Genomic DNA, 17,878 nt, shown 5'->3' with positions numbered 1-17,878 from the left:
AATAGTCGACATGTCTGTCATTGATTTCGCAAAGGAGGAGCAGAACTCAACTATCGTAGGAAAAATCAATTAGCCGGTGCAGAGTACCAGCCTTTCCCCGTAAGATTCATGCCGGTCATGCTGCTGAATCGTGCTATATGGCCGCTCACGTCAAGTTTACAGACTCTTCCAGGACACAAGATGAACCGTAACGACCTGCGTCGTGTCGACCTTAACCTCTTGATCGTATTCGAAACCTTGATGCATGAGCGCAGTGTGACCCGCGCCGCCGAGAAATTGTTCCTCGGCCAGCCGGCCATCAGCGCGGCCTTGTCGCGTCTGCGTGGGCTGTTCGATGACCCGCTGTTTGTACGCACCGGGCGCAGCATGGAACCCACGGCCCGCGCCGTGGAAATCTTTGAGTTGCTCTCCCCGGCCTTGGACTCGATTTCCACCGCTGTCAGCCGCGCCGCCGAATTCGACCCGGCCACCAGCACTGCGGTGTTTCGTATCGGCTTGTCCGACGACGTGGAATTCGCCCTGCTGCCGCAATTGCTCAAGCGCCTGCGCGCCGAAGCCCCGGGCATCGTGCTGGTGGTGCGCCGCGTCAACTACATCCTGATGCCCGGTTTGCTCGCCTCGGGTGAAATCTCCATCGGCGTCAGCTACACCGCCGACCTGCCAGCCAACGCCAAGCGCAAGGTACTGCGCCGCAGCCTGCCGAAACTGCTGCGCGCTGACAGCGTGCCCGGCTCATTGAGCCTGGACGACTTCTGCTCACGCCCCCATGCCTTGGTGTCCTTCGCCGGCGACCTGAGCGGGTTTATTGATGAAGAGCTGGAGAAACTCGGCCGCAAACGCCATGTGGTGTTGGCGGTACCTCAGTTCAACGGGTTAGGCACGTTGCTGGCGGGAACGGACATTCTGGCCACCGTGCCGGATTACGCCGCCGAGGCGCTGACCTCGGCAGGTGGCTTACGCGCCGAAGACCCGCCGCTGCCTGTGCGTTCGTTTGAGCTGCACATGGCCTGGCGTGGGTCGCAGGACAATGATCCGGGTGAGCGGTGGTTGAGGTCGCGGATTCAGATGTTTTTTGGCGACCCTGAGAGTCTTTAGACGTCTTCTGGCAAGCTGTTCATCTGATCATTTTTGCCTTTCCACAAGCCATGGAGCTCCATTCAATTCCAGTGGATTGCTACATTGGGGGCATATCTGAGGGCATGCTTTGGATGGTTTGAAAAGGATGCCCCCAGCCTGAGGCCAAGTGGGCTATTGATGAGGATAGCTCCGACCGGACACTCTGCGATTCGATAGACCGGCCTGAAGCTTTCAGCGGAACGGTGCGGATGGACAAAACCGCTGGCATCGTGGCTACTCAAAGCGCCCGAGACGCTAAACCAGCTAACGCGGTGAAGGGCCTGATCGACCACACGATCAAGCGACTGAAGAAGCGCCAGAGAAAATGCCGAAGTCGATAGCACTCCACGACACCGGCACTGTCGTCAGCGGCGCGCAGATCAATGGACGCGCCGTGGCGCGCGTCGGTGATCAAATCAGTTGCGTCGCTGTCATCCTGACCGGCGCGCCCGGCACCATCATCGAAGGCCAGCCCGCAGCGCGCCAGGGCAACAGCACCAGCCACGCCGGTAGCCTGGTGGAAGGTGAGCCGGGCTGGCTAGTGGAGTAAGTGACGGAAGCGAAAACTCGGCGTCTGCCAGGATAAGCAGGGATCTCCTTAGAGAAGGCCGTGGATGGTCAATCCGGCTGTGAAGTAGGGACTGGAGAACATGCCGGTTTCAGGCGCACCAGCTATTCGACTGATAGCTTCCTCCAGCTCCTTACCCGATAGCTGCGATTCCAATATTTCAATCACGGCCGTGCGCGTGCTCGCTCGCAATCGGGCAATTGCTCTAGCCAGAGCTGCAGAGGGAGGGAATCCCAGCTTGAGACCTTCGCCTACCAGATAGGTGAGAACAAAGCACGCCGTATCTGAGGATTTCCAGCTGCCAGCCAATGCAATGGCTCGCCGATTCAGCAGAAAGAGATTAGGCAAAGCCACGGAATCACTTGTACGGAAGCTCGTCTGAAAGTTGCGAGCCGATCTGGTCCCGGAGAAGCAAGTATTCACCAAGGCCAATCGCAGTTGGAGAGTCGGAGCCGCTACCTGAAGCGCGTGGACGCTCAAGAGGTGGGGATTCTCGGGGGTACCTAGTTGCGCAAAGTAGGCATCGCTGAAGAACTCAATCGAATGACCGTGGGTAGACACCACCAACGCGTCATACCCCTGAAGCAGCTCCTCAAGACTGGACTCGTCTTTCTTAACCAATGAGACCGCCGGGGGTAGACCCGCCGCCTGCGTGAACGCCTTCGCTTCAAACGAAGCAAGCAAGAGGTCTTCCTGCCGATCAACAATGGCAATCGTTGAGGAAATGGGGCCGTCATCTTGAGAACACTCAATCAATGCCGGAACCGTCCTGACTTCAAAATGACCTTCGGACATTCGAGCGGATAGCTCGGAATTGCGCAGAGCGAACTCAATCAGCGGTACGTCGTTAAGGCAGTCCTCGATGAATCGGATGGACTTACAACCAGCATCAGCAACCTCTGCAAATACAGGATCCAGCACCGGAGCAAGCGCGCTGATGAGACTACCCAACTCGCTTATGAATTGCCTCTGAGAGATGAACTGTTGCGCGTACTTTAGCTGCGCTACATGCCACTCCTTGATCAGCTCCAGCGGTATCTCCACCCGTTTGTACTCGCCCCCAATGAGGCACCACAGGAGCGCGGTTTCCCCTGCATAGGTCATCATCATCAAGCAGTGACCGCCAATCAACCGGGAACGGCAAACCTCTGATTGACTCTCGGCGCTTGCAAGATCCAGTGGTCGACCAATCGCTTCGGAGTGAAGCATTGCGGCAATGTTTGACAACTCGTCCCACAACTCACCCCTGTTGTATGCACCCCATGCGTCGTCCCACTTCTCCCGAAATCCATAGAGGTGTGGAGCGCCAACTGCACGAATCTGCAACAGGCTCCTATTCAGCCTCTCAATCAGCTTATCCGATGCAGACCGCGATTGAGCGACTTTGCTCGCCCAGCTCAATATCGTCAGCCAATCCCCCATAGCATTGCCCCGAACTGCGAGCATGGGCAGCAACACCTCCGTTGCATTACCTGTACTTGGGAGATCCCGCAACAGACCTTCAATTCGACAGATGTAGCGAGTGCGGATTCCGCGTCGATGATGCAGCCTGAGCACATTTGAAAGAACCTCATCAAGGTGCCGGGCTGCATCGCTGAGGCGTCGAGCCAATTTGGGGGCATCGCTGTTCGCTGCCGCCAGTTTCGCACCGCTCAGGCATACTTCGAGGATTGCCTCAACGCTCTGACCCTCCGGGGCAATGGCCGCTTCTGCCTGCGCAAGCACGGCTTCAGCATCTGCCAGCCGGCCACAGCGCCTCAGGCATATCGATAGGTTTCCACGGACGAACACCGACAATCCTGCTGTGCAACAACTGCTAGCCAAAGCGATTTCACAATACTCAATCGCCTTCTCTTCGCTACCAGTATTCATGTACGCCACGCCCAGGTTTCCTAGCAACTCCGGGGGCGGCTCAACAGCAAGCTCTTGATACACGCTCAACGCCTTCTCACCCGCTCCAACCCCGAATGGGTAATCATGCTCCTCGCAAGCGACGATCAATGCTGTGGCGTAGCACTTCGCGATAAGCTCTAGCGACCGTAGCGAATGAGCAAGAATCTCCGCGTCATTCACACATCGATATGCCGGCTGGGTAGCACCATGCCCTGAATAGATTTTTGCGGCATCTAGATAAAGGACGACCACCTTTTCTTCCTGCCCATAGCGCTGAAGCAATCGCGCAACTTCCGCCATTACTCTCGGTCGCTGATCGACACCAACCCCATATGAGTCTCCACTGGCTAAGATGTCATCTGTCAGCTCCAGAACCGTGCTTTCACTGGCATCGCTTTCCAGATCAGCGATGCGTTCGACAAGCACAACTGCGTCTTTGAGCTTGTGCTGAGTGAGCAGCGCGCGAGCCTGCAGCTCTAGGTACAGGATGGCTTCATTAAGGAGCCCGGAGCCGAGGTATGCCTCCACAGCACTCGCCGCGAGTTGCTCGACGTGAGCTGGATGCTCCGGCGTACGCTCTATCAGTGCGTTGTATACATCGACGATCCAGATGCCGTGATCATCGAGATACCCACCTTCAATCAATTTCTTGAAGGCCGCAGGTTCTAACGAAATGAATTGGTCCAAGTCCATAGAGCAGAGCTCCCTAGTTGACTAATCGTGGCTGTGGATGCCCCGAGCTGCTGAAGCTGCAATAAAGGTTTGAAAAGCAGAAGCCGGCCTAGCGAGGGCGAGCTCGGCATCATACGCAAACCGTGCTTGCTATGGCGAACTGCCATGCACTCAGCGATGCGCTTGCCTCTTCCTCCAGCTTCGCACGCGATTCCCGAATCGATAGTCACGTTGTACCCTGCTGGACACCATACCCACCTTGGGGTCATTGTTCGGGGATGGACTCGCTACCGAGCACGTTGGCGACTGCTTGCAAATCGATGAATCGTCATCAAGGCTGGAACAGGTGGAGAAATCGAGCCTGCACCAATCGCAGGCTTTCGGTCAGTGACCCCACAGCACTGCGGACACAGTGAAAAGGATTTTCGTATGAATGAGTATTTGCTCCATGACCAATCTTGGAATGGCCCCCTGATCGTCGCTGTACAGCGAGCGATCACCGAGACATTCACCAAATCCGATTGGAATGAGGTTGGGCACCTCACAGGCCTGCACGCCTACATCACAGGCCACAAGCGGCTTTTGCGGAGCCTCGACTGGGGAGACCCGGATTACAGTGACTGCGTGTTTGAAGTGGTCACCCGTATGCAGCATCACAACGGCCAGGCACTGGCGCTACTGATTGAGCATCCGAAGGTACTGCCTCTTTTAGAAGTATCCGTGCCGAACCATCTTCATCAATTAGGAATCAGCGTCGGTCACGTCCGAGCAGTTACGCCCTCGGTATGCGCTTCTGAGGTTGTACGGCGGGCGCTTACGGACGCTGATCAACTCATCGAGACGAATGGTGCACAGAGCGCCGTGGATCGCCTCCATACAGCAATGCACGGCTACCTGAAGGCCGAATGTGCAGCGGCCAGCATTACAATCTCCCCCGATGCGACCCTGACCCAGGCTTTCAAAGCACTTCGCACCAATCATCCTGCATTGACTAATTTGGGTGCCCATACGACAGATGTTGCCAAGGTACTTCAGTCATTCGCCTCTGTTCTGGATGCACTGAACACCGTCCGCAACCACGGAAGCGTCGCTCATCCAAACGAACACCTCATTGAGGCGCCAGAAGCATTCCTGTTCGTCAATGCGGTCAGAACGCTTTTTCATTACCTGAACAACAAGCTTGGACACTGATCCAGTGCACCGGTGGAAGCCGGAGGACCGGGCCACCCTTATTGAAAAGGACAACCATGAGCAAGAAATTGCCTGAGCTATTACCGCTCCTCGACTATTTGCGGATTCATCGTGTCATCCGCAGCGTGCTGGACTCGTGCCAGGCAGACACTGCTCACGCCTGCTGGTACTTCAGCATGGCGGGCGCCGCAATTCTCCGTCAGCACTATAGGAGGGAGGCCCACCCCCTCGCAGGCGCAATGTGCCTGATGACGGATGGCGAAGACTCGAAGGTCATGTGCTTCGCAACGATTGAAGATGGCGAAGCCTATAGCAGCCCCAGCGCCTTCCACGCGATGGTTGCGTGCGACGGCTATCTAATCGACTTTATGAGCCCGATTTTTCCTGAGACGGCTAAATCTTCCCATCATGCATTCACCCCACCAGCCAAATCCTTTCAGAGAAAATTCGACACCATGAATCCATCCCCCATGGAGCTCGAACAGGCTGGTGATTTTTTCTTCGATCCGAATCCAGTGCTGACTGACAACCTTGTGCGGAAAGTCCTGGAAAGCCAATTTCTCAGTGACGTGATACAGGGATGCTGTGACTGGTACAGGCGACCCCCGAAAACAATCCCTCCGACCATCACCGTGGGTGATGAAAAAGGTCAGATGACCACCGTGAAGCTCAAGGATGTGTCAGTAGTCGGTTCTTGGTAAGCAAAACAGGGTTGGGCCATTCACAAAGTGGTCTGCCCACGAGAGGCCCCACACGCCTCCCCCCCTGGCGACTTTCCGCATAGCGGGCTACTTGTATAGCCTAATTGATAACCCAACCATCGAGCGTCTATGTTGCTGACTGGGACAATCCTCGCTTCCGTCTGCTGGTTTTGCAGACAACGACAGTCGTTCCGACTTTCGACGTATTCAGTGCATTTTCACACAGCCTGGGTTGTCTGTTACCGCTCACAACAAAGGTCACATGACCTGGCTCAATTCCATTAACCAAGGCCCATACGCTTGGTGAAGTATGGGTTTTAGATCCGGTCGCATGAGTACGTCACGGCCCTCTATCTGGTACGAGTCCTGAATCGAAATCTGATCGCTATGCACTCGCCATGTCCGTTGAACCACCGCGAGGTTTCCAGCAGCATCCATCCACTTCATGGAGTTTGCGTATGCGCAATGGTGCAGATCAGCAAACATCTGAAGGCTTGCCGGAGGGACTAGTAATGAAGTCCTTCCCAGCCAGTCATCAATTGGGCTCAGGCTTACTAACCAAGGACCACGCTCGTCCATTATCTCATCCGGACTGCCAGCAACGATCAGCCAATCCTCGGTATGACCTTTGTTGAAAGGGAACGCATTGGGCGGGACACTATCATCAGGATGCACTGCGACAATCCCCCCCATGCGGGTGATCACTCGCTGCCGCCCCGATTCAGTCCGCGAGCTTTGAGGATGTTCAACCTCATAAAAACCAAGTCGAATCCAACCACTGTACTCAGGATCATCGTCGGCGACTGTGACGATCGGGTTGAGACCATTGCTTGCGCTGGCGTCCCATTTAGGACGCGGCGTCCTGCTGGCGACAGCCATCAAGTGCGCAGGGATATTTGGCAGGATGTAGCGAAGCATCTCCTCGACCAACTCTGACTCGAAGCCTTCAGGCAGCTCTACAGGACGCGGAAGGCTAACGAGCATAGAATCAAGAATGGATAGATAGATTTCCATTTGCCACAGCAAAACTTGGGCTGGAAGGCGGGCGCCGCCATCGCCGCCGGCCCTGAGCTGCCATCGATCGCGGCCCGGAATAGAATCGCCCCACGCGATATTGTTCAGACGCGCCTCGATGATGTATGCCAGATCAGGCCAGAACTGCGCCAGAAATTCCATCACTTCGTACTGCTCAAGGGCGGCAATCATCCGCAACGGTTGACGGGCGACCGGAGTACACGACATCGTCGGTTCAGGTCGATCTGCAACTGTCACACCTATACTGGCTAGAAGTGCTTGAGCCATGCTCGCCACTGCCCATGAGTCGGACTTGGCGCATAGCGTAAGTTCGGGGGTGACATCAACAATGAGGCTCGAGAGGTCCACCTGGGACTCAATCAACACGCGAAGCACTAGATGCAACGAGGACACTGAGGTATCGGCCAATAGCCAGTGGCTCAACGGACGAGAGAACAGATGAGTTCGATCGCGTAGCAGACGTGCTATGGCACTCAAGATCAGCACTTTGCGTGGTAAAACTGGATTGCCTAGGCGACTCAGAAGCAGGCCAATCAGGGCCTCTTCCACTGACCAGTCGCAATCGTCTGTCTCAAGTTTTTCAAATCCAAGGTAGCGTCCCGGCAGAGGCAAACGAAGCTCCATCACATTGAAGGCCTCGGCCCATGCCCGTGCTGCGATGTCTGGAGCCTCCCATTCAGCAAGCAGCTCAACTAAATGTTGTGTCACGCCATGAACATTGCCAGACCGTAGCTTACGGGCCGTCTCATCTGCCAGCACCTGCCGAGCTTGAGCAGAATCAAGCTCAAGCGCCCTGCCTACCGAAGCTGCGTGCTTACGGTCGCCGACGTTATGCCAGCCACCACCGCCTTTTGCAAAACTGTAGGCAAGCACGTAGGTAGTGGCGGCAAGTTGTACATGACCAGCGTTATCAAGCGCCTCGGCCAAGCCTTTAATAGCCTGGTAACGATCCCAGAACCAATATCCCGAATCGTGTACGTAAAAGTGGATCAGTCGCTGGGCTGCCAATTCGTCGCCTGCATCGACCATTTCGCTAATGATATAAGCCAAAGGTAGGGTCACGACCCCGTCGACTTCGGAATCCGAGATTTTCGCCTCGCCTAGTCTGCGTAGCGTAGACAGCACATCAACATAGCTACGCGCCAGAGGAAATGCAGGACGAAGCTCCTCACCTGCGGTGTCGTTCTCACGGAATCTGCTTTCACTCCGTACTACCGGCGTGGGATGACGGTAATCGCGCAGAACTGCTGGAGCTTTAAGCGCATGTTCTGATGCAAATGTCAGGAGTCGCTCAACGGCATCGATCCGATACCGCGTCGCGTCATCTAATACTTCTGCACATAGTTGTGTGAATCGCTCCTGGACGTAGGACAGGTGGCTCGGGAGAAGCCGTTCGAGAGCTCTGAGGCGCTCCATGACACGCTTACTGCCGGCACCATCGTGATCAACCTCGAAAAACATTGAGCTCCAAACCCCATCGAGCAAGAGCGGATCCGCCGTTTCGGCAAGGGTCGTTAATGTGCTGGTCAGGGCGGCCACCATGATCCAGGATTCACCCCCACGCTCACGTGCCAATGTCGATGCTAAAAGCCGAATACCGCGTACCGGGTCAACAGCCATGAGTGCACTGAACCAAGCGTTCGGCGCATGGCGTGTCTCTCTGCCGTCCGTATGGTTCATCACTGCTCGCACGAGCGGCTGCAACTTGATCAGGCCATCAAGCGCCGCGGCGGGTGTACCACGACCCAAGGCGCCCACGCTCCCGATCAGGTCAAACAGGGCGGTATCTTTGTGAAAACCATACCCGAGTAGATACCCACATGAGCGCCGCCAATAATGGGCAGCCGCATTAGGTCGTCCTGCAGCCGCTAACGCCTGTGCCACCCGCATGGAAAACTCAGCATGATTGCTGTAGTAAGTACCACCGTCGCTCTCCTCGACTACGAGCACGCGATCTAGTGCGTCGACTACCAACTGCGATACTGATTCATGTTTAGCGTACGGAATCAGTATCGAGAAAAAAGTACTAGTCGAAATGGGTCCTCCATCTTCCCTGTCCATCTGGGTAGCCGTGCCCAGACGGGTCTCTGATATGGACGAAATGGCGTACTCCCACTCCTCCAGCGTTCTGGGAAGACTCAGGGCTCGGGCCAGACTCTCGGCTATAACTGAATGGATCCGATACAGGTCACATGCCCGAGGTGATCCCACGAACGGACGGACATCCCTGAGCAACTCAGCGAAGACGGCACTGGAGTCGTATGGTCTGTTTTGGGTAGCTGCAGCTTCAGCTCCTGCGCTTGCTATCACGAAACGCAGCCAGCAACGGTACCAGCCTTCCCCATCAACACGATGCCGCTCTGCGTCCAGGGTTTGTAAGTTCCCGATTAAGGCAAGTAGGCGTATGGTTGCGACCCAGTCACGAACTGGCTGGGTACTGTGTAGGTAACCATCGTCGCCCAGAGCGATGTCGAGCGTATCTGTCTCGACCAAGAATGGCTGGGCATCTTCAATTGAAGCCCCTCGCTCCAGACACCATACAGCCTGCTCTGCGCCTCTGGCGTGACGCAGCGCGTTGTTGGCGTAATCTGCCGCCGCCACAAGGTTGCTCGCCTCCCATGCAGCGTCCGACAGCCCCAACCAAGTCGCACACGCGCGCTCATCACTTAAGCCGAATCGCTGATCAGGCTGAATGCGCACTCGCCCAGCGAGACGTTCTACGGAAGACATAGCTAGCTCGTGAGAGAGCATGCTGGAAAGCCTACGTACGAAGATGAATTTGAGTTCTTCCTCGAAATACAACTGATCACAAACCTCTCGGGCGACACCAAACGTATGCCCTAAGCGCAGTTGTCCACGCAGCGACGTCAGGTAAACCTTCTCTTCCTCATATAGATCAGCCTCAGGATCGAAGTGATCAGAGCGACTGCTGCGCTGGTCGTCAAACCACAACTCAAGGTATTCCGCCCAAGGAGCTACTGCGCCTTGCGCCTCGACCGCCTCACACGCGAGCAATCCTTGAGTTACATCCAGAGTTGGTTCCCCATCGAAAAGCATGCGTTGTGCGAGAGCGCGCGGCCCATGTAACGCCTGATAGGTGATCCAATACGGATGCCAGCGATTTGTACCTTCATCAAAGCACATGTCGAGTGAGCGGAAGATCTCAGAGCACCTGAGCAACACTGGCCAGTTTCCGCTGCTTGCCGCAATGTCCGCTGCAAGCGAAACGCCATCCTCAATAGACGTTCGAGAGTGTCCATGAACGAGACTGTCACGCGCGAAGGTGGCAGAGACCCGCTCCAGAATTTCACCGTCCCGCCCCACCCGGCGCAAAGACGGAAGCAAAAAGCGGTATGAGCGAGCGTCCTGAAAAAAGTCCTTGGATTCTAGCCAGGCGATGACCGGATTCAGGATATTGCCAACGCTTTTGCCTGCGGCTTGTAACTCGTCAAGAATGAAGCGTCTGAAGCTCTCATGAAATATCCGTACACCGCCTTGACCTGTGGCGCGGGAAAGGATGGGGGACAACATGGCCAGCGCTTCCGGAACATAGTCTTGCATCAAGCTCCCGACAATTTCTTGCAGCTCTGCCTCGGTCACAGAGAAGTCAAGAACGCCGAGGATGTTGGCCACCGGGACAGTGCTGCGGCTGGCGGTCAGGTTCAGGTGTCGGTAGTAACGGGTAATATCACCGTCCAGAGCTGGCGCTGACGATAGCCATTCATGAGGCCCTTGGATACGCCCACTCTTTAACCCATCAACGAGGCCGACCGATAAATAGCGGGTGTAGAGCGGGTTTCCCTGGGCCTTCGACGCCAGCAAGGTGAGTAACTCGTCTTGTTCACCTGGATCGTTAATGGCGACGTCTTCAAATGCTTGTGGAACGCCGTGCTTATCACACAGAGAAAATATCTCTTCGCGTTGCCACGCTTGAAGGGTGTGCTGGTGCAGTGATTCCTTGAAACGATGTCGGAGGGGATTAAGATGTTCGCCCGGTTGAGAGCCAATGACAAGCGATACACCTTCGGGTAAAGCGAGCGTCGATAAGCGCTCCACGATATCCGTTTCATTATCGTTTAAGCTTTGAGAGGTACTGCGCACTCGCGCAATGTGATCCAGACCGTCGACAATAATGACGACTTGGGAACCGCTTTCTACGACCTGCTGCAGGCTTTCTTCCAGAACATCAGCTCCTGCCGCGAAGGCTTGCCGAGCGGATGTGGCCTGTTGGTCGCTCAACCAATCCTGGATGTCGCCCATAAGATTTGCAAATAGGATGTTGGTGCTGACCCGCTTCTCAGCCAAGCCGTCTCCAGGGGCAAGAAAGCAATAATGCTGCGCTACGACAACACCACGATTTCGCAAAAAGTCGGCGAGCTGCGTCAACTCCCAAGACTTACCTGATCCTGGACCAGCAAGAATTAAATGAACGCCCCCCTGCAGCACCGCTTCAATCAGATTGTCGCGAACGTGGGGGCGCAGCTGTAACACAGAATTATCAATCGGGAACTGTTGGAGCACTCGCCCAAAATCTGTGCGCAGCTTCAAACGGCTTGCCACATCAGCAGGGGTCAGTTTCTCGCCTTGAATGCGCGCGTTGGTGGCGATGTGAATGGCTGATGCTGCAACATCCTCAGGCCGTCTTTCGGCGTTGGGGTATCGCCCTATTCCAACATCCTTTATCAATAAGTCGAGTAGCAAACCCTCCAACGGGCCTGGGCTATAGAGATCAAGCGTTGCCGAGGGCAAGGCAAGCTCGATGACAAAGCGCTCGCAGAAAGCGACAACCTGATCTCGGGTAAGCGGTGCTGGGCCGTCCTTGGAAGGGCAAAGTACCGAGAATTTGGGGGCACCGGTATCTGGCCATAATCGAGCTGAGACAATGCGATACCGTTTTGTAGTAAATCCTGCAAACGTGCCAACGTCGTCTGATTCTTCAAAAAGTGCGGAAAAAGCGTCGGCGATGACGGGGGCTTGCCAGGTTGCGCAGAGCCTGTACTCATCAGCTGCGTCGATGCCTGCATGAGTGAACGTCTGAACCAGGCGGTCAAATCGAAGAGAGGATGTGTGACCTGTGAAATCTTGAAGCCGAAGCGCAAGGTCTGGGTTCAAGCTGGATTTGAGCTGACGACGGATCCTGGTTCCATTGGCCGTCACCTCAAGATCGTCGAAACGGTCATCCTCGACAGTTTTACGATCCACCGTGACCGCTTCATGCTGATGAACAAGTGCTCGAACCAGCAAATATGCGGTTACCAAATCTTGGTAGGCATAGCCCCTATGAGCGGCGCTCAAGGAGCCCATGTGTGTCGTAATCAAAACTCCCGCTCCTTTTAAAGCCCGGCACTAGGGCCCTCCTCCACTGGCTACATATATTAAGCTACTGATGGCTTCCTGGTTCTATTTGCGAACTGCCTTTAGTGACGATATTGCTCATCCAGTATACGGAGACGCACTGAATACCAGCCACTGCCATATTGGAGTACGCCAGAATCACCATTCGCGATCGCTCGCGCACCCGATGTGGATGGGGGCAAAACTGGGGGCACAATTCGTTTATTTCAGGCTGAAACCACCGTTCTAGAGACCTGTCAAAATGTTTTTTGGCGACCCTGAGAGTCTCTAGGCGTCGTCGGGTAGGCTGTTAAGCTGATCACTTCTGGCTTTTTACAGACCATAGAAATCAATCTACTTCCCAGAGAATTGTCACGACGAGCCGAATTTTTCTCGAAAACCAACTCATCCTCAATGGATCATTGAGGAAGCTGATTCGCAGTCGGTCTGTCGTCAGGGAGCAAAACCGTCGCGATCTGCCTTATTTTTACGCGACAACTCTTTTTTCATTTCATTAAATACGTGGTCAAACAAGGGTTGAAAGTCCTCCACCCTGTTTACCATCTGGAAAAACCATTCAAAACACTGCTGCCTAAATTCATTGTCTGCAATTTCAGCAGGATGTAAAAGACAAAGTACCGCCCTGGTAATAGCGTCTTCTTTGTCTTCGATATGAAAACCTCGCCCTTTCCCCTCCAAAAAATCCCAGCAGGCTATCCTGGCGGACTTCAGCTCTTCCGCACGGCCAACCTGGTCTACCCAATATCTATAAGCTTTATCGAATGCCGCGGTTATAGGAACCGAAGCATCCACCTCGTTCTGGCCTAGCGCCAACTTGAATCCACGGCACATGAATTTCATTGTGTTTCTAGAGGCAATGTCTGACTTACCCTTCGACAGCATCTTAAAATATAAATTAATCTTGTTTTCGTTAAGCATGGTTAACTCCTAGATCCTTGAGCACGACATCACACGACCTACAAGTTTTTTTGGGTTTGCCGTGCCCCTTTCCTGATTCTCCAATATTGACCGTCCGAATAGTTCCACCGTCAGGATCAACAAAGACGTCAAAGGACTGGCTCAGGCAAGATACTTCCGCACACCAGCCGTGCCAAGGCTCCCTCGAACCAGATGGAACCCTACTTAGCGCAGCCTGAACCACCTGATGCACTGAGTGCTTGAATGAACTCACCCCAAAAAATCTTCTATTTCTTACATTTAACTCCGAAGCAGCGCCTGACACCCTTCCTTTACTTTTTTCTGCATTTGCAACACGTATGAGAGCGTCAACCGTAACGTTCATAGGGAAATACCTACTTTTCTGATAACTGTATATGGATAGTCATTCACCCCTTCCAAAGGGCTTAGGGACAAATTTGTAATAGGTGCGGCGAAATTCAATCCGGTCACCAGCGCCTTAGTGTTACGTACCGGTTGTCGAATTCGCCCTGATATTTATGTAGGCGCCGGAGAACCTGGGGCGCAAGTGTCATTACCAGTGCCCCAAGTTACAACAATCGACGTGTCCGCGCCCGTAGACGACAGGATCCATCTCTACGGTATAACCATCATCTGTCGTAGTGTGCTTCGATGAGTAAGAGCATCGCTTTCGCATGCTTGTCGATTTGCTCCTGACCCCAGTTGTCGTCTTTGCCAAGCACATGGAACATGTGCGCAAGTTTCAAGGAGTCGTACTTCGGCTTGGCGCGGAATGCCGCTTGCTTCTTGAGTACCGCCAGGTTGCTGTACAAGGAATTTTCACCCGGGCTGAGCAGTACCAGATTGCCGAATCCGTGTAGCAAGTCGTCAGGTAATGTCCTGCGGAACTCTTCGTTTTGCGGATGCACATGTTCGACCGAGTTCTTCGACGTAATCCTGTACAGGTGCAGCTTTTCAAGGTCAAGCCAGTTGAAGGTGCTGCGTTCACGCCACAGAATGTACTCCAGTTTCTGGAACCAGTAGTGCTCGAAACTCGTGCCATTGGGCTTTTTGAGATAAGCCACTGTCGTTGCGATGGGCACCGGCTCGGCGGTGTCACTGGACAACAGCCGATAGCTCGCTTCCTTCTGGGTCATTTCGGTGAGCGAGAGCTGGTTATCGATCTGTTCGAGCAACGCCAGCACTTGATGCTCCGTCATATCCGGCGAGTCGACCAGCCTGCCCAGAAACGGTGTCAGCCAATACTGAGCACTGCGCTCACCCGTGAGGTAACGCATGCTCTGCAGTTGGCTCAAGTCGGAAGTATCCTGAGTGACTGTGCGCCAATCGGGGCCATTGCCTTTGCTTCGATTGTTGATGGTGCTCAGGCGCAAGGTGCGTTCATCTTCTTCACCCAGGCGCACCCACTTGACGACCCAGCGGTCAAACTGAAATCGCACGTTCCAGAGGCATTCCATGAACTCCTTGGCTTGCGCCGCAGTGGCCGTTTCGATAAAGCCGGAGAAACACTCATTGAGATTGCTGTCGTTAAGCCGTGAGCCGATATCACGCCTGTCCTGAGTGTGCCGATAAATTCGAAAGGCATGCATCAGCAACAAGCCAAAGCTGACGACCGACTGATAGCGAGCCTCATCCTTCTCGCGCGGCACTTCAACCGCCTCGCCCTTCACTTTCATCGAACGTATTTCGCTGATCGTGCGGCCTTTTGGGTAGCCGTCTGCAGGGCGCTCAAGGGTAAAATGGTCGAAGGAATGATCCGCAAGATCGTTGAACCTCAGAGCGCCCCAATGGGTACCCGCGAAGACATCGCGCAGGTTTTTCTCGAAGTAGTTCCCCATATCTTCGCAGGCCTGCCAGATGCCTTCGTAAGTAGCACGGTTCTGCTTGATACGTTTCATCAAGCGAGCCTTGAGGATATCTGTCTGCTCAAGCTGGAGACCGCTGGTGTTCAGCGTCGCGAACAGCTTGTTCAGGTCCATGCCCGCGGGCATGACATTGTTGACCCAGGTCACGTGGTTGAACAGGTAATCACCGACGCGCTCAAGGGCTTGCTCGCCGCCCTTGGCCTGCAACCTCTTGAATCTGTCGCAGGCTACTTTTCGGGCAGCGCTCAAGTGTATGAGGTAAGGATTCGAAACCTCTTTTTCATCCGGCTCAATGTCCGCCGTCAAGCCCGCCCATGCGCTCAACCGAGACTGGACTTCTTCACGAATATTGAAGGTAAGTCTCGGAGCATTGCCTAGGACCACCAGCGACCGCAGCGGCGAAGATGGCGTCAACGAACAGAGAGCAAGCGCCAGCACCATCAGTGTCGTCATTCGTTGCTGGCCATCAATGAGTTCGTAGACGATGGCAGCATCAGAAGTCGAACCCGGAATCACTTCGCTGGTCAGCACAGTGCCGAAAAAATAGTGCGCTTGAGCGGGTTGATCGTCGGCATCACGCTCGCTCGCCAGGATGATCTGCTCCAGCAGATCATCTACGTCGCTGCTGGGCCAAACATACGGGCGTTGATAGCAGGGAATAGTCAGCGATATACCTTGCTCACATAGCGTAGCTGCCGTCTGTACATAGGACCGGACTTGAGCACTCATCATTTGCCTCCTTGGCGGGCAATGTCAGCAAGGCTGATCCGTTTGATGGCGGCACACAGCTCGGCATCGTATGCAGCGGCGACACGGATCGGGTTCGGCCACGGCAGGTTCAAGTGAAGCGTGATGGAAACCGACTCTACGAAGCGCTTCTTGATACTGTGTTTATCGAGTCCCGCCCCGGTTGGAGTGTATTTATAGCTACGCAAGTACTCCAATAGCTCATCTTCGCTATGGCTGCTGGCGATCCAGTCCATCAGCGGATTGTCTCTGATGTGTGCTTGAACGCCGTCTTCACGTACGCTGACCTCTCTGATCAGGCGCATCGAAAAGGTCACCCGGAACATCCACAGGCTGATTTCGAGCAGCCGCGCGGTACCGAACTGACTGGCATACATCAGCAAAGCGCATTCGAATGCCCTGCTCAGGAACACGCTGCCGCACGCATCCTTGGACAAGCGTTTGTAGTAGTAGGCGAACGAGCCTTTAGGTGGTGCTTCACCGACGTCGAACAACGTCTGATAAAGGCCATGGAAGTAGGCGACGTAACGCATCGTGTTAACCCCAGAGCCCAGGGGCTGTCGCATTGCGTACCCCGGCTGGACGCTATGCATCTCCTTACCCCAGGCATCGCGGTGCACCTGCAAGGGCCGATAGGCAATATCGGCGGTATTCGACAGCGTTCGCTCGGCGAGCTCAGTGACGATCTGCTTGCGCTCGAGCAGCGGGTCACGATCACTGGCAACATTTCGCCAGCGCAGGCTTTGCCAATGCCGGGACTTCATCAGTGTTGCGACCAGAGACTTGAGGTCGCCGAGGCGCTCCCAGGTCCGGGCAAAATCATTCTGCGTAGCCTCAAGCACGCTGCGCAAATGATAAGCCTTGATGATGTCTGCGCCGCCCAAACGAACCCCAGAGGTGTTCTGTGTTTCGAAAAAGCGGTAGGCATCGTCTTCTCGGCGCGTCACGACCAGGGTCACGTTGATGCGCGAGAAGTCTATCCGCGGCAATTTTTGCTGCTCTAACCACCGATAATTCTGTTGGATACGCCGATAGCTTTCTGGTGAGTTGAACTTCAACACCGGTGCGCCCTTGTCGCCCTTCTGCAGGCAATAGAGCAGCGTCAGACTGGTGATTCGCTGTTGGCCGTCGATAATATTCAGAATCCCACGCTCACGGCCGTCGCCACCTTGCTGGTGCAAGATGATGCTGCCGAGGTAGAAGTCGTGGCCCGGTGCATCCGTGCCGAAGAAATCCCGCAAATCATCGAGCAGCCGTCCCAGTTGCTCTTCGCTCCAGCGATAGGGTCGTTGATATTCAGGCAAACTCAGGTTGCCAAAAATATAGCTGCCGTCGCTGGACAGAATCTTCCTGGCGCTGAATACGTTTTCCAGGCTTGTGGAAGCAACGGTTATGCCCTCCACGGCAAGCGACAGATGGGCAAACTGCCGTTCGTTCACGGCTTGGTTCATATGACGATCCCTGTAATGTGCTCGATGGCGGCTAACTGTAGTCAGTCCTGCAAGCGCCCCCTCGCTTTATCAAATGCGTGCAGTCACCTAGCCACGCGTAGAAATAGACTCTTTTTTCTTCTCCACCTTGGCCAGAGCACGATTGAATGCCGTTGCCCTCGCACTACGATCTATGATCAAACTGAACAACGCGTTCTTACCGCGTTCCTACCGGTGCATAAAAACTGAGCGCGGCTGAAAAACATTAGTCCCTGCGGGAGCCATCGTGGGCAACGCCCGCTCCCACGACCTCAGTTCGCTGCAATGATCAGTGCAGAAGCCCGCCAGCCCTAGAGTGATTCAAGAAGCGGGGCATCGACGACGCCC

General features: G+C 54.7%; 10 protein-coding genes. 4 read left to right on the top strand and 6 right to left on the bottom strand.

Annotated elements, in window-relative coordinates:
* Positions 1 to 180 precede the first annotated feature (180 nt).
* Complete coding sequence (locus QYQ93_RS14280; protein ID WP_043049406.1) at positions 181 to 1,095, top strand: LysR substrate-binding domain-containing protein; 915 nt, start codon at positions 181 to 183, stop codon at positions 1,093 to 1,095.
* 346 nt (positions 1,096 to 1,441) lie between these two features.
* Entirely contained in the window at positions 1,442 to 1,666 is a 225-nt protein-coding gene (locus QYQ93_RS14275) for a PAAR domain-containing protein (RefSeq protein ID WP_338474842.1), read from the top strand.
* Between the two features lie 48 nt (positions 1,667 to 1,714).
* Here the strand turns inward: QYQ93_RS14275 and QYQ93_RS14270 are convergent, their stop codons facing one another.
* Entirely contained in the window at positions 1,715 to 4,270 is a 2,556-nt protein-coding gene (locus tag QYQ93_RS14270; protein ID WP_338474841.1) for a hypothetical protein, read from the bottom strand.
* A gap of 408 nt (positions 4,271 to 4,678) precedes the next feature.
* On the opposite strand from QYQ93_RS14270, the gene QYQ93_RS14265 reads away from it, so the two are divergent.
* Positions 4,679 to 5,440 carry an abortive infection family protein gene (locus QYQ93_RS14265; protein WP_338474840.1) on the top strand — a complete coding sequence of 254 codons (762 nt, stop codon included), beginning with the start codon at positions 4,679 to 4,681 and terminating at the stop codon, positions 5,438 to 5,440.
* Between the two features lie 56 nt (positions 5,441 to 5,496).
* On the top strand, positions 5,497 to 6,141 hold the full coding sequence (locus tag QYQ93_RS14260; protein WP_338474839.1) for a DUF2026 family protein: 645 nt from the start codon (positions 5,497 to 5,499) through the stop codon (positions 6,139 to 6,141).
* A gap of 258 nt (positions 6,142 to 6,399) precedes the next feature.
* Here QYQ93_RS14260 and QYQ93_RS14255 read toward each other — a convergent pair whose 3' ends face one another.
* The 5 genes from QYQ93_RS14255 to QYQ93_RS14240 all read right to left on the bottom strand — a co-directional run bounded on the left by QYQ93_RS14255 (position 6,400) and on the right by QYQ93_RS14240 (position 17,512).
* Entirely contained in the window at positions 6,400 to 12,495 is a 6,096-nt protein-coding gene (locus QYQ93_RS14255; protein ID WP_338474838.1) for a hypothetical protein, read from the bottom strand.
* A 468-nt stretch (positions 12,496 to 12,963) separates the two neighbouring features.
* Positions 12,964 to 13,449: a hypothetical protein gene (locus tag QYQ93_RS14250; RefSeq protein ID WP_338474837.1), complete on the bottom strand. Its 486-nt coding sequence runs from the start codon at positions 13,447 to 13,449 to the stop codon at positions 12,964 to 12,966.
* On the bottom strand, positions 13,442 to 13,813 hold the full coding sequence (locus tag QYQ93_RS28585; RefSeq protein ID WP_422394022.1) for a YwqJ-related putative deaminase: 372 nt from the start codon (positions 13,811 to 13,813) through the stop codon (positions 13,442 to 13,444). The genes QYQ93_RS14250 and QYQ93_RS28585 overlap by 8 nt, the downstream gene beginning before the upstream one ends.
* 265 nt (positions 13,814 to 14,078) lie before the next feature.
* Positions 14,079 to 16,043, bottom strand: coding sequence for a DUF262 domain-containing HNH endonuclease family protein (locus QYQ93_RS14245; RefSeq protein ID WP_338474836.1), 1,965 nt, complete (start codon positions 16,041 to 16,043; stop codon positions 14,079 to 14,081).
* Positions 16,043 to 17,512, bottom strand: a complete 1,470-nt coding sequence (locus tag QYQ93_RS14240; protein WP_338474835.1) for a DUF262 domain-containing protein — start codon at positions 17,510 to 17,512, stop codon at positions 16,043 to 16,045. Before QYQ93_RS14240 ends, QYQ93_RS14245 begins: the two co-directional genes overlap by 1 nt.
* Between the last annotated feature and the right edge of the window lie 366 nt (positions 17,513 to 17,878).

It is taken from the genome of Pseudomonas khavaziana, from assembly GCF_036704165.1.
GTDB classification, from domain to species: Bacteria; Pseudomonadota; Gammaproteobacteria; order Pseudomonadales; family Pseudomonadaceae; genus Aquipseudomonas; species Aquipseudomonas khavaziana.
This window is presented reverse-complemented; position numbering and strand designations above follow the sequence as displayed.

Coding starts and splice junctions, on each gene's coding strand:
- QYQ93_RS14280 (WP_043049406.1), top strand. CDS start 181: ATGAACCGTAACGACCTGCGTCGTGTCGACCTTAACCTCTTGATCGTA.
- QYQ93_RS14275 (WP_338474842.1), top strand. CDS start 1,442: ATGCCGAAGTCGATAGCACTCCACGACACCGGCACTGTCGTCAGCGGC.
- QYQ93_RS14270 (WP_338474841.1), bottom strand. CDS start 4,270: ATGGACTTGGACCAATTCATTTCGTTAGAACCTGCGGCCTTCAAGAAA.
- QYQ93_RS14265 (WP_338474840.1), top strand. CDS start 4,679: ATGAATGAGTATTTGCTCCATGACCAATCTTGGAATGGCCCCCTGATC.
- QYQ93_RS14260 (WP_338474839.1), top strand. CDS start 5,497: ATGAGCAAGAAATTGCCTGAGCTATTACCGCTCCTCGACTATTTGCGG.
- QYQ93_RS14250 (WP_338474837.1), bottom strand. CDS start 13,449: ATGCTTAACGAAAACAAGATTAATTTATATTTTAAGATGCTGTCGAAG.
- QYQ93_RS28585 (WP_422394022.1), bottom strand. CDS start 13,813: ATGAACGTTACGGTTGACGCTCTCATACGTGTTGCAAATGCAGAAAAA.
- QYQ93_RS14245 (WP_338474836.1), bottom strand. CDS start 16,043: ATGAGTGCTCAAGTCCGGTCCTATGTACAGACGGCAGCTACGCTATGT.
- QYQ93_RS14240 (WP_338474835.1), bottom strand. CDS start 17,512: ATGAACCAAGCCGTGAACGAACGGCAGTTTGCCCATCTGTCGCTTGCC.